The 15,032-nt window shown below is 52.7% G+C and carries 12 protein-coding genes and 1 pseudogene; 2 read left to right on the top strand and 11 right to left on the bottom strand.

Annotated features, from left to right (window positions below; translation table 11 throughout):
* Positions 1–7: 7 nt before the first annotated feature.
* Both ABZJ92_RS01545 and ABZJ92_RS01540 read left to right on the top strand, forming a co-directional pair.
* Entirely contained in the window at positions 8–1,312 is a 1,305-nt protein-coding gene (locus tag ABZJ92_RS01545) for a YhfT family protein (protein WP_000366887.1), read from the top strand.
* Positions 1,313–1,323: 11 nt separating this feature from the next.
* Entirely contained in the window at positions 1,324–2,409 is a 1,086-nt protein-coding gene (locus tag ABZJ92_RS01540) for an aminotransferase class I/II-fold pyridoxal phosphate-dependent enzyme (protein ID WP_000847164.1), read from the top strand.
* A 159-nt stretch (positions 2,410–2,568) separates the two neighbouring features.
* Here ABZJ92_RS01540 and frlR read toward each other — a convergent pair whose 3' ends face one another.
* The 11 genes and pseudogenes from frlR to tsgA all read right to left on the bottom strand — a co-directional run bounded on the left by frlR (position 2,569) and on the right by tsgA (position 14,775).
* Positions 2,569–3,300, bottom strand: a complete 732-nt coding sequence (frlR, locus tag ABZJ92_RS01535) for a DNA-binding transcriptional regulator FrlR (protein WP_005052755.1) — start codon at positions 3,298–3,300, stop codon at positions 2,569–2,571.
* A gap of 99 nt (positions 3,301–3,399) precedes the next feature.
* Complete coding sequence (gene frlD / locus ABZJ92_RS01530; protein WP_000853346.1) at positions 3,400–4,185, bottom strand: fructoselysine 6-kinase; 786 nt, start codon at positions 4,183–4,185, stop codon at positions 3,400–3,402.
* Positions 4,182–5,012, bottom strand: a complete 831-nt coding sequence (frlC, locus tag ABZJ92_RS01525; RefSeq protein WP_000847821.1) for a fructoselysine 3-epimerase — start codon at positions 5,010–5,012, stop codon at positions 4,182–4,184. The genes frlD and frlC overlap by 4 nt, the downstream gene beginning before the upstream one ends.
* A gap of 49 nt (positions 5,013–5,061) precedes the next feature.
* Positions 5,062–6,075 carry a fructoselysine 6-phosphate deglycase gene (gene frlB / locus ABZJ92_RS01520; RefSeq protein ID WP_025745374.1) on the bottom strand — a complete coding sequence of 338 codons (1,014 nt, stop codon included), beginning with the start codon at positions 6,073–6,075 and terminating at the stop codon, positions 5,062–5,064.
* Positions 6,076–6,095: 20 nt separating this feature from the next.
* Positions 6,096–7,433, bottom strand: a pseudogene (frlA, locus tag ABZJ92_RS01515) (fructoselysine/psicoselysine transporter).
* A 294-nt stretch (positions 7,434–7,727) separates the two neighbouring features.
* Positions 7,728–7,895 carry a YhfL family protein gene (locus ABZJ92_RS01510; protein ID WP_001031834.1) on the bottom strand — a complete coding sequence of 56 codons (168 nt, stop codon included), beginning with the start codon at positions 7,893–7,895 and terminating at the stop codon, positions 7,728–7,730.
* A gap of 246 nt (positions 7,896–8,141) precedes the next feature.
* A complete protein-coding gene (gene cysG, locus ABZJ92_RS01505; RefSeq protein WP_000349881.1) occupies positions 8,142–9,515 on the bottom strand; it encodes a siroheme synthase CysG in 1,374 nt (457 codons plus the stop codon).
* An 18-nt stretch (positions 9,516–9,533) separates the two neighbouring features.
* Entirely contained in the window at positions 9,534–10,340 is an 807-nt protein-coding gene (nirC, locus tag ABZJ92_RS01500; protein ID WP_000493556.1) for a nitrite transporter NirC, read from the bottom strand.
* A 125-nt stretch (positions 10,341–10,465) separates the two neighbouring features.
* Entirely contained in the window at positions 10,466–10,792 is a 327-nt protein-coding gene (nirD, locus tag ABZJ92_RS01495) for a nitrite reductase small subunit NirD (RefSeq protein ID WP_000084766.1), read from the bottom strand.
* Positions 10,789–13,332, bottom strand: a complete 2,544-nt coding sequence (gene nirB / locus ABZJ92_RS01490; protein ID WP_000049213.1) for an NADPH-nitrite reductase large subunit — start codon at positions 13,330–13,332, stop codon at positions 10,789–10,791. The genes nirD and nirB overlap by 4 nt, the downstream gene beginning before the upstream one ends.
* A gap of 261 nt (positions 13,333–13,593) precedes the next feature.
* The gene (gene tsgA, locus ABZJ92_RS01485; RefSeq protein WP_000185262.1) at positions 13,594–14,775 is read right to left on the bottom strand and encodes an MFS transporter TsgA; all 1,182 of its coding nucleotides are present in this window, start codon (positions 14,773–14,775) and stop codon (positions 13,594–13,596) included.
* Between the last annotated feature and the right edge of the window lie 257 nt (positions 14,776–15,032).

The raw sequence follows: 15,032 nt of genomic DNA, 5'->3' as shown, positions 1-15,032 counted from the left end.
CACGACTATGGATCTGTATATTCAGATTATCGTGGTGGCGTGCCTGACGGGTATGACATCGCTTCTGGAGCATCGCTCGGCGGCTGTTTTTCATGACGGCATCCACCCGATCCTGCCGCAACTGATTGAAGGCTATATGAACCGTCGCGAGGCGGGGAGTATCGCTTTTGGTCTGAGCATTGGTTTTGTGGCCTCGGTGGGGATCTCTTTTACCCTGAAAACCGGGCTGCTCAACGCATGGTTACTCTTTCTTCCTACCGATATCCTCGGCGTACTGGCGATAAACAGCCTGATGGCGTTTGGTCTTGGCGCTATCTGGGGCGTGTTGATCCTTACTTGCCTGTTGCCAGTTAACCAGCTGCTGACCGCGCTGCCGGTGGATGTATTAGGTAGCCTCGGGGAATTAAGCTCGCCGGTGGTTTCTGCTTTTGCACTGTTCCCGCTGGTGGCGATTTTCTACCAGTTTGGCTGGAAGCAAAGTCTGGTCGCCGCCGTGGTTGTTCTGATGACCCGTGTGGTAGTCGTGCGCTATTTCCCACATCTTAACCCTGAATCCATCGAAATCTTTATTGGCATGGTGATGCTGCTGGGGATCGCGATAACTCACGACCTGCGTCATCGTGATGAAAATGACATCGATGCCAGCGGGCTTTCGGTGTTTGAAGAGCGCACGTCGCGGATTATCAAAAACTTACCTTATATCGCCATCGTGGGAGCATTGATTGCCGCCGTTGCCAGTATGAAGATTTTTGCTGGTAGCGAAGTTTCGATCTTCACACTGGAGAAAGCGTATTCCGCAGGCGTGACGCCGGAACAATCGCAAACGCTGATTAATCAGGCGGCTCTGGCAGAATTTATGCGCGGACTGGGGTTTGTGCCGTTGATTGCCACCACCGCCTTAGCAACGGGTGTGTATGCAGTTGCGGGCTTTACCTTTGTTTATGCGGTGGGCTATCTCTCGCCGAATCCGATGGTTGCAGCGGTATTAGGCGCAGTGGTTATTTCGGCGGAAGTCTTGCTGCTTCGTTCGATCGGCAAATGGCTGGGACGCTACCCGTCGGTGCGTAATGCGTCGGATAACATCCGTAACGCCATGAATATGCTGATGGAAGTGGCGCTGCTGGTCGGTTCGATTTTCGCAGCAATTAAGATGGCGGGTTATACCGGATTCTCTATCGCGGTTGCCATTTACTTCCTCAACGAATCCCTGGGCCGTCCGGTACAGAAAATGGCGGCACCGGTCGTGGCAGTAATGATCACCGGTATTCTGCTGAATGTTCTTTACTGGCTTGGCCTGTTCGTTCCGGCTTAAGGAAGGCACCTATGAAGACGTTTCCTTTGCAAAGCCTGACTCTTGCTGAAGCGCAGCAAAAGCAGTTTGCGCTGGTGGACACTATTTGCCGCCATTTTCCAGGCAGCGAGTTTCTTGCTGGCGGTGATTTAGGGTTAACTCCAAGTCTGAATCAACCGCGTATTACCCAACGGGTGGAGCAGGTGCTGGCTGATGCATTTCACGCACAGGCCGCGGCGCTGGTGCAGGGCGCGGGGACTGGCGCGATTCGCGCCGGGCTGGCGGCTTTGCTCAAACCGGGGCAGCGTCTTCTGGTGCATGACGCGCCTGTTTACCCGACGACACGGGTTATTATTGAGCAGATGGGGCTGACGCTTATTACTGCTGATTTCAATGACCTGTCGGCACTGAAGCAGGTCGTCGACGAGCAACAACCTGATGCCGCGCTGGTGCAGCATACGCGCCAGCAGCCGCAGGACAGCTATGTGCTGGCAGATGTGCTGGCAACGTTGCGCGCGGCAGGTGTTCCAGCGTTAACCGATGATAACTATGCGGTGATGAAGGTAGCGCGAATCGGCTGTGAATGCGGCGCGAATGTCTCGACATTCTCCTGCTTCAAGCTGTTTGGGCCGGAGGGCGTTGGTGCAGTGGTTGGCGATGCCGATGTTATTAGTCGGATTCGCGCCACGCTTTACTCCGGCGGTAGCCAGATCCAGGGCTCACAGGCGCTGGAAGTCTTGCGTGGTCTGGTGTTCGCGCCAGTGATGCATGCGGTGCAGGCGGGAGTATCCGAACGGTTGCTGGCTTTGCTTAACGGCGGCGCGGTGGCGGAAGTGAAAAGCGCCGTCATTGCCAATGCGCAGTCGAAGGTGTTGATTGTCGAGTTTCATCAGCTGATTGCCGCCAGGGTGCTGGAAGAAGCGCAAAAGCGTGGCGCGTTGCCTTACCCGGTCGGTGCAGAGTCGAAATATGAAATCCCGCCGCTCTTCTATCGACTTTCAGGAACGTTTCGCCAGGCGAATCCACAACTCGAACATTGTGCGATTCGCATTAACCCGAATCGCAGCGGTGAAGAGACGGTGCTGCGGATTTTGCGTGAGAGTATTGCGAGTATTTAATGCTGGATAGCACCGTTCGGCAATCAAGCTAAATTCCGCACTGAACGGTCCCCTCGCCCCTTTGGGGAGAGGGTTAGGGTGAGGGGAACGTGCGGGATGTAAAATTCAGTGCGCCAGCATCGCCGGATGCGATGCTGGCGCATCTTATCCGGCCTACGGTTAATGTCTTTTATTATCAATCGTTAAGGTGATGCGATTGGCGCGGCAGAAGAGTTCGGAGACGTGCACCGGTTTGTCATTCTGATCAAAGGCGATTTTGCTGATGCGAAACAACGGTTCGCCCAGTTCGCATTTCAGCCATTTTGCCTGCGGGCGGGTGGCGGCAAAGATATCGATGGTCTTTTTGTCGCTGACCACTCGCGTGTCAAAACGCTCCTGAAATAACTGATAGGTGGAGCTTCCTTCGACGTAAATCTCATCAAAGTCAGGATAACGCGACAGCGGGATCCATGAACTATCAATAAACAGCGGCTCTTTATCGAGATACATCACCCGGCAGAGATGGAACACTTCGCTGTTTCCGGGGATGTTCAGCTTTTCGCAAAACGGCGCGGCGCTGACCCGTTCCTGTTCGATCACTTTCTCTTTCGTCGACTTGCCTTGTGAGACGCCAAAATCGGTAAAACCACTGACAGTAAGCAGGGCGTTTTCAACTTTCTGGCTTTGTACAAAGGTGCCTTTTCCCTGCCAGCGGATCAGTACGCCGTCTGCCACTAAGTCGCTGATGGCTTTGCGAATGGTAATGCGGCTGACGTTATATTGTGTACAAAGCTCGTTTTCGGTAGGGATCTGTTGCCCGGCCTGGTAAACCCCCTGCGCGATATCATCCAGCAGCCGCTGGCGGACGGTAGCGTAGAGGAGTTGATGAGAGTAGCGGTCCGTAGCTGACATAATCGACCCTGAAATAAAGAATGAATTACTCGGATTATAGGGTCGTTTTCCGGCAAGTAACAGCACGTTGGCGTGAAGATGCTCACGCCAACGTTATACCTACCAGGCACCGTGGTACTGAATGGTTTTCGCCGCGCACGCCGTTCCCTGCGCCATCGCCTGCGGTAATGTCATCCCCGCAGACCAGCCGCAAAGGAATCCGGCAATGAACGAATCTCCGGCACCCATGGTGTCGATAACCGTCACCGGTTCAGGAGCCTGACGCCAGAACTGCGCGCCATCCCAGGCAATGCTGCCGTTTTCACCCAGCGTGACAATCACTGTTCCTGCGCCACGGGCAACAATCGCTTTCATCTTCAGACGCAGCGCTTCGTCTTCTTGCGGTGCGGAGGCAAAGGCAAAATCGAGATGCGGCACCAGTGTCTGCCAGAGCGGGCTGTCCCACTTGTCGGAGAAGTCGAAAGCGGTAAGTTTGCCCGCAGCGTGCAGCTGTGGGAATGCGTCTTCCGCATGTCCCCAGATTGCCGCGTGCACAATGTCATACTGCGCCAGCCAGGCGTAATCCTCTTCACTCAGGGCAAAGTCGGCCATCACGCCTTCGGTGTAGTCGCCAAAAACGCGATCATTGTCGTGCAGTTCCACCTGAGTTTGTGCGGTAACGCCGTGTTTCGTATGGACATGGCTGATATCGACGCCCATGCGGGCGAGATCCTGCTTCAGCTTTGTGCCGTAGTCATCGTCACCCACCCAGGTAATGCATCCCGGCTGTATGCCGTAGCGAGTGCAGTACACCGCCACATTGACCGCATTACCGCCAGAAAACGCTTTATTCAGTTGCGGGTAGATATCGACGCAGTTATCGCCGATTGTCGCCAGGGTTTTCATCTCTCATCCTCCGGCAGCAGCGCGCGAAAGCGTTCCAGCGCCTGGCGGGCATAGAGTCTGGGCTCGTTCATATACATCGTCACCAGCTCCACCGTAGAGTAACCCTCATAGCCCCGATCAATAATATCGCGCATCAGTTCCCGCAGCGGCATTTTGCCTTCTCCAGGAATGTAATGCGTGTCGCTGGCCCCGTCGCTGTCGACAATATGCAGATGACGTAATTTATCGCCCAGTTTGTCGAAATAACTCATCACCGGTTCCGCCTGGACATACGGCGCGCAAATGTCGACCATGCTGAACAGGCGCGGCGAAGGCACCAGCGCCAGCGCATGAAGCACATCATTAGCATTACACACGACGTTCGATTCATACGGCGTTAACGGTTCGAGGATCAGATCCATGCCGATGTTTTCCGCGTACTCACACAGTTCGCTTAAGTTCTCTGCCAGCCGCCCCCAGATAACGTTAGGCGGCGTGAGATAGCCCGCGTGGGCCGCAGAAATCAGCGTATAACCCGCGTTCATCTCTTTTGCCATATCTATCGCCAGCTTGATCATGTCCAGGCTTTCACGACGCATATGTTCATCGCCCAGCATCATGTTATACGGATAGCCGTTGGTTTCTGGCGTGTAACCGATAATCGGCATCTGATACGTCTGCGCCAGCGCCTTGATTTGTTTGATGCCGCCCGCTTTTAAGTCCGGCGCGAACGCGTGCGGGCGACCGCCCCAAATTTCGATGCCGTCGTAACCCAGCTCGCTTGCATCACGAAATGCGTGTTCAATAGGCAGCCGCTGGTGGCCGCAGGTAAACATACCTGTTTTCATCGGGTAACTCCTTGCGTAAATCCGGCCCGTTGCCGGGCCGGGAGAGGGATTAATATTCCACCAGACCACCGTAATAGCGGCGTTCATCCGGGTTGTGATCTTTGTAAATAGACAGGTAGTAGCAGAGCCACTCCATTGGCACGAACATCAGGAACGGTGCCAGCCACGGGTGCAGCCCTTGCGAAATTTCGGCGTAATCGATGACGATCACGTTGTCAGTACGCTGTTTAACAAAGTTAATGGCGCGTTCGGTGGTGTGGCGACTTTCATCATTGCCGAGCAGGAACAGGAACGGAACGCCCGGTTCGACAATCTCCAGCGGGCCATGGCGGAACTCTCCGCTCTCAATCACGCAGCCGTGCGTCCAGGTAAATTCCATCAGCGTTACAATGCCTTCTTTGTAACCCAGCGGACCCGCAGCAACGGTATAAATCATCGGCCACTGGCTGGCCAGTTCACCAAGCTGGCGGCCTTTTTCTTCCCAGGTGCGTACCAGATGACCGAGCGCATTCGGCAACTGCTTGAGATCGTTTTTGATCTTGCCGATTTCCGCGTTCGGCGCGAGGCGGGTGATCATCTCCAGCACCACGCTGTAGCAGAGCAGCAGGTGAATTTCCCAGATACAGTCGGCCTGATAATCAATGCTAAATTCCGCCGCCGAGGTAATCGGGCTGTCCGCGCGTTTGGTGAACGCCGCAGTGAGTGCTCCGCAGGCCCGGCCCAGCTCCAGCGCTTTGATTACCTCTTCCGTTTTACCGTAGTCAGAAACGCCAATCACCGCGCAACGATCGTCGAGGCGATACGGGGTGTTATCGCAGAACTCCCAGCCGGAAATGGCGTAGACCTGAAGATCGGAAAAGCGATCCGCCAGATGTTTCGCCGTTTGCGCCGCGTTGAGTGGCGAGCCGCAGGCAACGAAATAAATACGATCAATGTCGCGCTTCACCATCTCTTCCACGATGGCGTGCACCAGCGGAACGTCATGGCTGAGAACTTTTTCCACTTCCTGAACCATATTTTCGGTGACCAGAAAGTCCACGGTGCTTTTATCAATATCCAACATTTTATTTTCTTCAGATAACATTACGACAAAGCGTTGAGCTGGCGGCTACGCTTCGCCCAGAAGGCGTAAGCAGGCAGACCAGTAGCAATAACGATGGCGGCGCAGATAAGGCCGGGAATCGGTGCCCAGACAAAGGTTGAGGCGACCAGAATGAGGCTTGACGCAATGGCGAGGGTGGTCATCAGCCCGAAAGCCGGAGTACGCCACAGCGGTTTGTAATCGTCGCGTTTACGACACCAGATGATGGAGCCGAAGGTGAGGGTATTTTTGAAACACATCACCAGGGTGAAATAACCCAGCAGGCTGGTGAGATCGGAAACGAAGATGAAGAAGATCCCCAGCGCCCCTTGCAGGATGATGGAGACATCCGGCGTGTTGTATTTCGGATGCGCATGGCCGAAGCATTTAAAGAACAGGTTGTCTTTCGCCATCGCGTATTCCAGCCGCGGCTGGTACATCACGCAGCTGGAAAGCGAACCAAGAATGACGATCATCGCCGTGATGGCAACAAAGAGCCCAGCGGTGCTGCCGAGTGCGGGGATCTAGGTCAGGGCGTCGGAAATCGGCGTTTCAGAATTGGCGAGTTTGTCGAAGGGCATCAGGCCGGAAATCACCAGCGCCAGCAGGGTGTAGAGCACCAGAACCAGCAGACAGGAACCAATCAGCGCTCGTGGCATGGTTTTTCCGGGGTTTTTAATTTCGCCGGTCATATAACAGATAGAGGCCATGCCGGTATACGACCAACTGGTGGCAGAGATCCCCGCCAGCAGCGCCATAAAGCTGCCCGTTGCGCCAATCGCAGTGGTGGTAAGGGCGGCAAAATTCTCCGCTTTAAACCAGAAGATCCCAAGGCCAATGACGATAGTGAACGGGATAATTTTGGCGATGGTAATTAGCGTCTGAAACGCTGCGCCGCCTTCAACGGAGCGCAGGTGTAGCAACATAAAGGCGATAATTAATCCGGCGGCGATAAATTTACCGAGCAACGGATCGATAGGCGTTAAAAAGCCAAGATTGCTGACAATCGCCAGCGCCATAATCGACAATGACGGCGCATCGTTGGCCCAGAAGCTGGCCCAGCCGGAGAGGAAAGCCAGCGGTCGGCTTCCGGCATTTTTCAGATAAACATAATCTGCGCCATTTTCCGGATAAGCGGTGGATAGTTCCGCATAGACGCACATTTGCGGGATCACAATTAACCCGCCAATGACAAACGCGAGCACCGTAAGCCACGGCGTGCCCGCTGCTTTTGCCACTTCACCCACAGATACAAAAATACCGGAGCCGACGGTTGTCCCGACGGCGATTGCAAGAACGGCCCAAAATCCGAGCTTGCGTTGGAGTTCCTGGCTTCCCATAGCGATACCTTTTTCTTGTCCAATACGTTGTAGGGGAGAGTTTGCAGCCATTTAAAAGGTAACATGACAATGCATGATGAATATAACAACATATTATGTTATGTGATGTGGAGGAAGATCACAAAATTTCGCACAGGATCGCGCTGTGGCTAATGGATGTAGTTATAAAATTGAATTTAAAGTGAAAATATTTTTACGGGCGGGGGCAAGAAGGACATAGAAACAAATACGCCCTCGGAAAATCCAGAGGGCGTCGGGCAATTAAACCGGTGTTAGCCGATTTCTGTCAGAGACTTACTGTGCAGTAGGACCGCAACCGCCAATGATTTTAGAAATAGAAATTGCCGGGTGCAGCAGGTAGTCGTAAGAGCAGTTCTTATCACGGTTTTCAATATGACCAGTACATGCAGTTAACGTAGCCAGTACTGCACCTACCAGTGCAACTTTAATAAATTTGTTCATTTACATTCCCTATGTATTATATATTAATTAATATTCATTGATTATATGAATATAAGCAGACTGCTCGTTAAGAACGATACAGGAATATTTAATTGGCGTCAGTGAGCGAATGACTTAATTTTGTAAATCGCTGTAACGGTGAATATAACCCATTAGCAGATAATATTTATTAAGGGGTTATGTTTTATTTGCTGAATATATAAAAAGAGTCATTAAGAAGGCCAGAATTCTCTGGCCCGGGTTAAATTAATGATTGGAGAACCAGTTCAGTTTATCGCGCAGGCCAACAACCCGACCAATAATAATTAGCGATGGACTGTTCATTTGCTGAGCAAGTTCACCGAGTTGCGTGAGCGTACCGTCAATCACGCGCTGCGTGACTGCCGTTCCGTTTTCGACAATTGCCACCGGCATTTCGCCAGGCATACCGTGTTCAATCAGCTTTTGCTGAATAGTCGCGGCCTGATTCAACCCCATATAGAACACCAGCGTCTGTTTTTCTGCCGCCAGGTTTTCCCAGTCCAGCTCGCCACCGGTTTTTAAGTGTCCGGTAATTAAGCGTACGCTCTGGGCATAATCGCGATGCGTGAGTGGAATACCCGAATAGGCAGAGCAACCAGAAGCTGCGGTAATACCCGGAACCACCGAGAACGGAATACCCGCGTTGCACAGTGTTTCCAGCTCTTCGCCACCACGGCCAAAAATAAACGGATCGCCACCTTTCAGCCGCACCACGCGTTTGCCTTTTTGCGCTTCCCGCAGCAGGATCTGGTTAATCTCTTCCTGCGGTACACAGTGGTATCCCGCGCGTTTGCCGACGAAAACGCGATCAGCATCGCGGCGTACCAGATTCATAATATCGTCAGAAACCAGACGGTCGTAGACCACCACATCTGCCTGCTGAATTTGTTGCAGTCCTTTCAGCGTCAGCAGCCCGGCATCGCCCGGACCTGCACCAACCAGCACCACTTCACCGCGATGGTCGAGCGGTTCGTTGATTAACTGTTCGGTCGTTTCAGTAATGGCTTTCTGATCGTTGTTTGCCAGCGACTGCGCCAGGCGGTCGTTAACGAACAATTTCTCCCAGAAACGGCGACGCTCACTCATCGTGGCGAACTGTTGTTTCACTCGCCCGCGTAATTGCCCGGCATATTTCGCCACCTGGCCCAGATGCAACGGCAGCAGTGATTCGAGTTTTTCGCGCAACAGGCGCGCCAGAACCGGAGAGGTGCCGCCAGAGGAGACCGCTACCATTAGCGGTGAGCGGTCAATAATCGACGGCATAATAAAGCTGGCGGCTTTCGGCGCATCAACTACGTTACAGAAGATGCGACGAGCTTCAGCGGCTTCGCTGACGCGCTGGTTAAGCGTGTCATCATCCGTCGCTGCAATCGCCAGCCAGCAGGTGTCGAGAAGGCTTTCATCAAATGGCCCTTCGACGAGGGTTAACATGCCTGCATCTGCCCATGCGGTGAACTGTGGAATAAACGCTAATGCATTCACCGTTAAGCGAGCGCCTGCGTCTAACAGCAACCTTGCTTTGCGTTCCGCGACATCACCACCGCCGACAATCAGACAGTCGCGATCGCGTAATTGGCAAAATATAGGCAAATGATCCACGTAAAAACCCCTTAGTAATTAACCGGCAGCTGTTTCAGTTTGATTAAATTTGTCCGCAACCGGACGATTCGCTTTCGGCGTAGCATACCAATAACCCAATCCCATGAATACGGCACCTGATAAAGTATTACCCAGCGTCACCCACAGCAGGTTATGACCAATACCCGCCAGCGTGTAGGCTTCGCTGTGGTTGCCGAACCAGGAGAGCGCGAACAGCGTCATGTTAGCGATAGAGTGCTCGTAGCCGGACGCGATAAATGCCAGCAGACACCACCAGATAGCGATAAATTTCGCCGCCCCTTCAGTGCGCAGCGCCATCCAGATTGCCAGGCAAACCAGCCAGTTACACAATGCACCTTTGAAGAACAGTACCATTGCCGGTGCAGTGGTTTTAGCCAGCGCGACGGAGTGAACGATGCTGGTATCTACCGGCAGCAGGCTACCGCCGCCCCAGCTATAGAGCATGGCAACGAAGACGGAACCGACCAGGTTACCCAGCCAGGTTTGCGGCAGGATTGCCCACATTTGCCCGTGGCTGATGCTGCCCGCTTTTACCCCAAAGGTGAGGAACATGGTGTGTCCGGTGAACAGTTCAGAACCGGCGATAATCACCAGCGTTAAGGCGATACCAAAGGTCGCGCCCATCACCAGCGGACGTACGGACGGGTCGAGCAAATTACCGAGCGTGAAAATCAGGATGATCCCAAGACCCACATATGCGCCCGCCATGGCGGAGCTGACCCAAAAGCCGAGCGGGTTATTTGCCGACAGGCGTGCAATGCGCGCAGCATTAGCCGCACACTTATTAATAGTGTCTGTAAACATTTGATTATCCTTTAAAAAATAAAAACAAAAAATAAAACAAAAAGTTTAAAAAATGTCCTGCAATATACCGAAGGTCATTACAGGACCATGCAAAAAGGGGAGGCATTGCGCCTCCCGTTAAAACATTAACCGCGCAGCTGCACCACGCCGTCTTTCACTCGTGCTTCGTAATGTTTGACGGAAAACTGTTCGTCTTCCATGCACAAGCCATCACTTAAGCGAAAACGCTGTTTTTTCAGCGGGCTGGCGACCCACAGCTCGCCCTGGTGTTCCGCAATCAGCCCGCGTGATAGCACGCTGGACTCGAAGAACGGATCAATGTTGCTGATCGCAAACACCTGGTCGCTGTGATACGGGCGGAAAATCGCTACCTGCTTGTCACCTAACAGTGCGCAGACGCCGGTTTCAGGCAGGATGTCATCGATTTTGCAGATGTCTTTCCACTGGCTCATGCGTTGTCCTCCACCAGAGTTACCGGGATACGTTCATACGGCGTTGCCGGACGGTGCTGTTCGCGCTCTGGCACCATCTGCACGTTCGGGTCACGCTTGTCGCTGTTGATGAAGTGTTTGAAGCGAGTCTGCGCGGACGGTGTATTGACCGTTTCAGTCCACTCACACACTACCGCTTCACGCAGGCGCGCCATCTCTTCTTCCAGATGAGCGTTCAGCCCCAGTTTGTCGTCAATGATCACCGCTTTCAGGTAATCGATGCCGCCTTCGAGGTTTTCTAACCACGGCGCGGTACGCGTCAGTTTGTCGGCGGTACGGATGTAGAACATCATGAAGCGGTCGAGATATTTGATCAGCGTTTCGCGATCGATATCCGCTGCCAGCAGATCCGCATGACGCGGTTTCATGCCGCCGTTACCGCAAACATACAGGTTCCAGCCTTTTTCAGTGGCGATAATACCCACGTCTTTACCCTGAGCTTCTGAACATTCACGGGTACAGCCGGAGACACCGAACTTCATTTTGTGCGGCGTACGGATGCCTTTGTAGCGGTTTTCCAGTTCCACGCCGAGGCCGACGCTATCGCCAACACCGTAGCGGCACCAGGTGCTACCCACGCAGGTTTTCGCCATACGCAGTGCTTTCGCATAGGCATGACCGGTTTCGAAGCCAGCTTCAATCAGCTGACGCCAGATTTCCGGCAGATCGTCTTTCTGTGCGCCAAACATCGCCAGGCGCTGGGAGCCGGTGATTTTGGTGTAGAGATTAAATTCACGCGCGATACGACCCACTGCCATCAGCCCTTCCGGGGTGATTTCACCGCCCGGAGAACGCGGGATCACCGAGTAGGTGCCGTCTTTCTGGATGTTAGCGAGGAAGTTGTCGTTAGAATCCTGCAGCGGAGTATGTTCCGGCTTCAGAATGTATTCGTTCCAGCAGGAGGCCAGCAGCGAACCGACGGTTGGTTTACAAACTTCACAACCGTAGCCTTTGCCGTGTTTCGCCAGCAGTTCTTCGAAGGTTTTAATGCCTTCAACGCGGATCAAATGGAACAGTTCCTGACGCGAATAAGCAAAGTGTTCGCACAGGTTGTTGTTAACTTCGATGCCCTGTTTCGCCAGTTCCGCGTTCAGTACCTGAGTGACCAGCGGGATACAGCCACCGCAGCCAGTACCCGCTTTGGTTTCAGCTTTCAGCGCCGCAACTGTGTGGCAGCCTTTGTTGATGGCAGCAATCAGATCACCTTTAGTGACGTCGAAGCAGGAGCAGATTTGCGCGCTGTCCGGCAGTTTATCAACACCGATAGACGGCTTACCGCTACCCGAGTGCGCCGGCAGAATCAGAGAATCCGGGTTTTCCGGCAGCTCGATAGCGTTCAGCACCAGTTGCAGCAGGTTGCCGTAGTCGCTGGTATCGCCCACCAGTACCGCACCGAGCAGGGTTTTGTTGTCTTCGCTGACAATCAGGCGTTTGTAGATCTCTTTACTTTCGTCGAGGTAAACATAGCTACGTGCGCCAGGCGTGCGACCGTGCGCATCACCAATACCACCTACGTCTACGCCCAGCAGTTTCAGCTTGGCGCTAAGGTCAGCACCTTCAAAGGCGTTTTCGCTACCCAGAATATGGTCAACGGCGACCTGCGCCATTTTGTAGCCTGGTGCTACCAGACCAAATACACGGTTGTTCCAGCTTGCGCATTCACCGATGGCGTAGATATCCGGATCGGAAGTCTGGCAGGAATCATTAATGACAATCCCCCCACGCGGAGCAACGTCCAGACCACACTGGGTTGCCAGCTTATCGCGCGGACGGATACCGGTAGAGAAGACGATAAAGTCGACTTCCAGTTCGCTGCCGTCGGCAAAACGCATGGTTTTACGCGCTTCGACACCTTCCTGCACAATCTCAAGGGTGTTTTTGCTGGTGTGAACGCGCACGCCCATACTTTCGATTTTGCGACGCAGCTGCTCGCCACCCATCTGATCAAGCTGTTCCGCCATCAGCATAGGGGCAAATTCGATAACGTGGGTTTCAATACCTAAGTTTTTCAGCGCGCCAGCGGCTTCCAGACCTAACAGGCCGCCACCAACAACGGCACCGCGTTTGCTGCGACGGGCGCAGGATTCAATGGCGTTGAGGTCTTCAATGGTGCGATAGACAAAGCAGTCCTGAGTATCAGAACCTTTGATTGGTGGGATCCACGGGTAGGAACCGGTTGCCATGATCAGCTTGTCATAAAAAACGGTACGTCCGGCGCTGGAGTGAATCACCTTCTCCTGACGGTTGATGGTGATAGCGCGTTCGCCGACCAGAACTTTGATGCCGTGTTTCTCGTAGAAGCCTTCGCGCACCAGCGACAGCTCTTCGGCGGTGTGGTGAGAGAAGTAAGATGAGAGGTGTACGCGGTCATAAGCGATGCGCGGTTCTTCACAGAAAACGGTAATATCAAAGTTGGCCGCATCAGATTTATCAAGAAGATCTTCGATAAAGCGATGGCCGACCATACCGTTACCGATAATTGCGAGTCTGACTTTGCTCATTTTTGCCTCGATTTCTTTTCTATTACCGCCTACCTTAACGATTCAGCAACCCCGCTTATTGATGTAAATCAAATTCACCTTTATATACTCCTTAAGGGGTATATTGCTGATTTGTATAAATTTTCTTAAGTCACGGAATTGTCTGACATTTCATGTTTGTGCAAAAAATGGACAAAATGAACGGGTTTATAGAAATAGATGCACGTAGCGGGGGAAGAGAGGAAAAGGCCGGACGACGATAGTGCCGTCCGGCATTAGCAATTAATGAGAGGTCAGGGTGTTATGCTGACGGTGACGGCTGACGAAACCTAACAGGAAGCACATCACAAAGACGACAGCGTACAGACCGTTTGCTGTAAGCAGTGCCGCCTGCGGACCGCTATGTTCAACAATCGTGCCGGTAACCACAAAGGTCAACATAGTACCGATGGTTCCGCAGGTCAGGACAAAGTTAACCAGTTTTGGCGACGGTACTTTGGTCTGCTGTGAACCCAGGGTGATGATGGTGGTATAGATCGCGCTGGAGAAGAAGCCCAGAGCGAGAATTGACCACGCCATATGTACTGGTGTTCCGGTGTTAAAGACGTACATCAGAATCGCAGCCAGACCAGCCAGTACGGTCAGAATGCGTTGCAAATCAAAGAAGCGAAGAATAAAGCTGAACGCCCACATGCCGACCATGTATGACATCCAGAAGTTACTCACCAGCGTGCCCGCGTCGTTCAGGCTCATGCCCAGGCCTTTGGCATACTCAGGCACCCAGGAGATAAAACCTAACTGACCGAGGATGTAGCACAGCGCCGCAACAGAGAGAAACAGTACGCCGATCCCCCACTTTTCTTTCTCTACCGGAGCATCCGTTTTTGGTGCACGTTTGCCCAGTGCCGGGAACTCACAGCCGAAGGTCAGAATAAAAATAGCGACATACACCAGCCCGATGCAGGCATAAACCCAGTACCACTCAATGCTGCGCGCCAGTAGAAACGCGGCGATCATTGGGAAAATCATCCCAGCCATACTGAAGAAGGAGTCAGTAAATAACAGGCGGGAACCGCGCTGACGCCCTTCATACATTTGTGTTATCAGGAATGTACCAATCGACATAGTAATGCCGCTGACCACCCCGAGAATGAACATCGCCGTCGAGAACAGCGCCAGGCTGTGGCTGAACATCAAACCGGCAACCGCCAGCACCATCAGGAGAAAGCCAAAACGTAACTGCGTTTTCAACGGGACGATTTCCATCAGCCAGGCGTTGAGGAAGATAGAGATTAAAATGCCGGCGTTGAGGAAGGTGAAGGTGTTACTCATACTGGAAACAGGCAGATTGAAATAATCGGCGATATTTCCCATCACCATCCCGGTGACAATAACCAACGCACCAGTCAGTGCGTAGGAGAGAAAGCTAATCCATGTGAGCTTGATGCGATTGCTGTTAGTCATGATTGGCCTGCGTTCAAAAATAAAATGGCATAGCGGGATATGCCGCGAGCGGGCGATTTTAGGTGATTTTATGATCTGTTTAAATGTTTTATTGCAATCGGTTGCTAAATTGCATTTTAAGAGGTGATTTTGATCACGGAATAAAAAGTGATCGTCAGGTTACATATATTTCAGATACGTAAAATTAGGTAAAGGGATGGCCTTGTTCTTGAAGGCTATTTAGAATCTCTTCACTTGCTTTTTTTCTGCTCTGTTTG

Source organism: Shigella sp. FJ200513 (assembly GCF_040495915.1).
Taxonomy (GTDB): Bacteria; Pseudomonadota; Gammaproteobacteria; order Enterobacterales; family Enterobacteriaceae; genus ECMA0423.
Note: the sequence above shows the minus strand (reverse complement) of the source record. Positions and strands in the feature narration are given on the sequence as shown.

Coding starts and splice junctions, on each gene's coding strand:
- frlR (WP_005052755.1), bottom strand. CDS start 3,300: ATGTCAGCTACGGACCGCTACTCTCATCAACTCCTCTACGCTACCGTC.
- nirC (WP_000493556.1), bottom strand. CDS start 10,340: ATGTTTACAGACACTATTAATAAGTGTGCGGCTAATGCTGCGCGCATT.
- ABZJ92_RS01510 (WP_001031834.1), bottom strand. CDS start 7,895: ATGAACAAATTTATTAAAGTTGCACTGGTAGGTGCAGTACTGGCTACG.
- tsgA (WP_000185262.1), bottom strand. CDS start 14,775: ATGACTAACAGCAATCGCATCAAGCTCACATGGATTAGCTTTCTCTCC.
- nirB (WP_000049213.1), bottom strand. CDS start 13,332: ATGAGCAAAGTCAGACTCGCAATTATCGGTAACGGTATGGTCGGCCAT.
- frlC (WP_000847821.1), bottom strand. CDS start 5,012: ATGAAAACAGGTATGTTTACCTGCGGCCACCAGCGGCTGCCTATTGAA.
- nirD (WP_000084766.1), bottom strand. CDS start 10,792: ATGAGCCAGTGGAAAGACATCTGCAAAATCGATGACATCCTGCCTGAA.
- frlB (WP_025745374.1), bottom strand. CDS start 6,075: ATGTTGGATATTGATAAAAGCACCGTGGACTTTCTGGTCACCGAAAAT.
- ABZJ92_RS01545 (WP_000366887.1), top strand. CDS start 8: ATGGATCTGTATATTCAGATTATCGTGGTGGCGTGCCTGACGGGTATG.
- frlD (WP_000853346.1), bottom strand. CDS start 4,185: ATGAAAACCCTGGCGACAATCGGCGATAACTGCGTCGATATCTACCCG.
- ABZJ92_RS01540 (WP_000847164.1), top strand. CDS start 1,324: ATGAAGACGTTTCCTTTGCAAAGCCTGACTCTTGCTGAAGCGCAGCAA.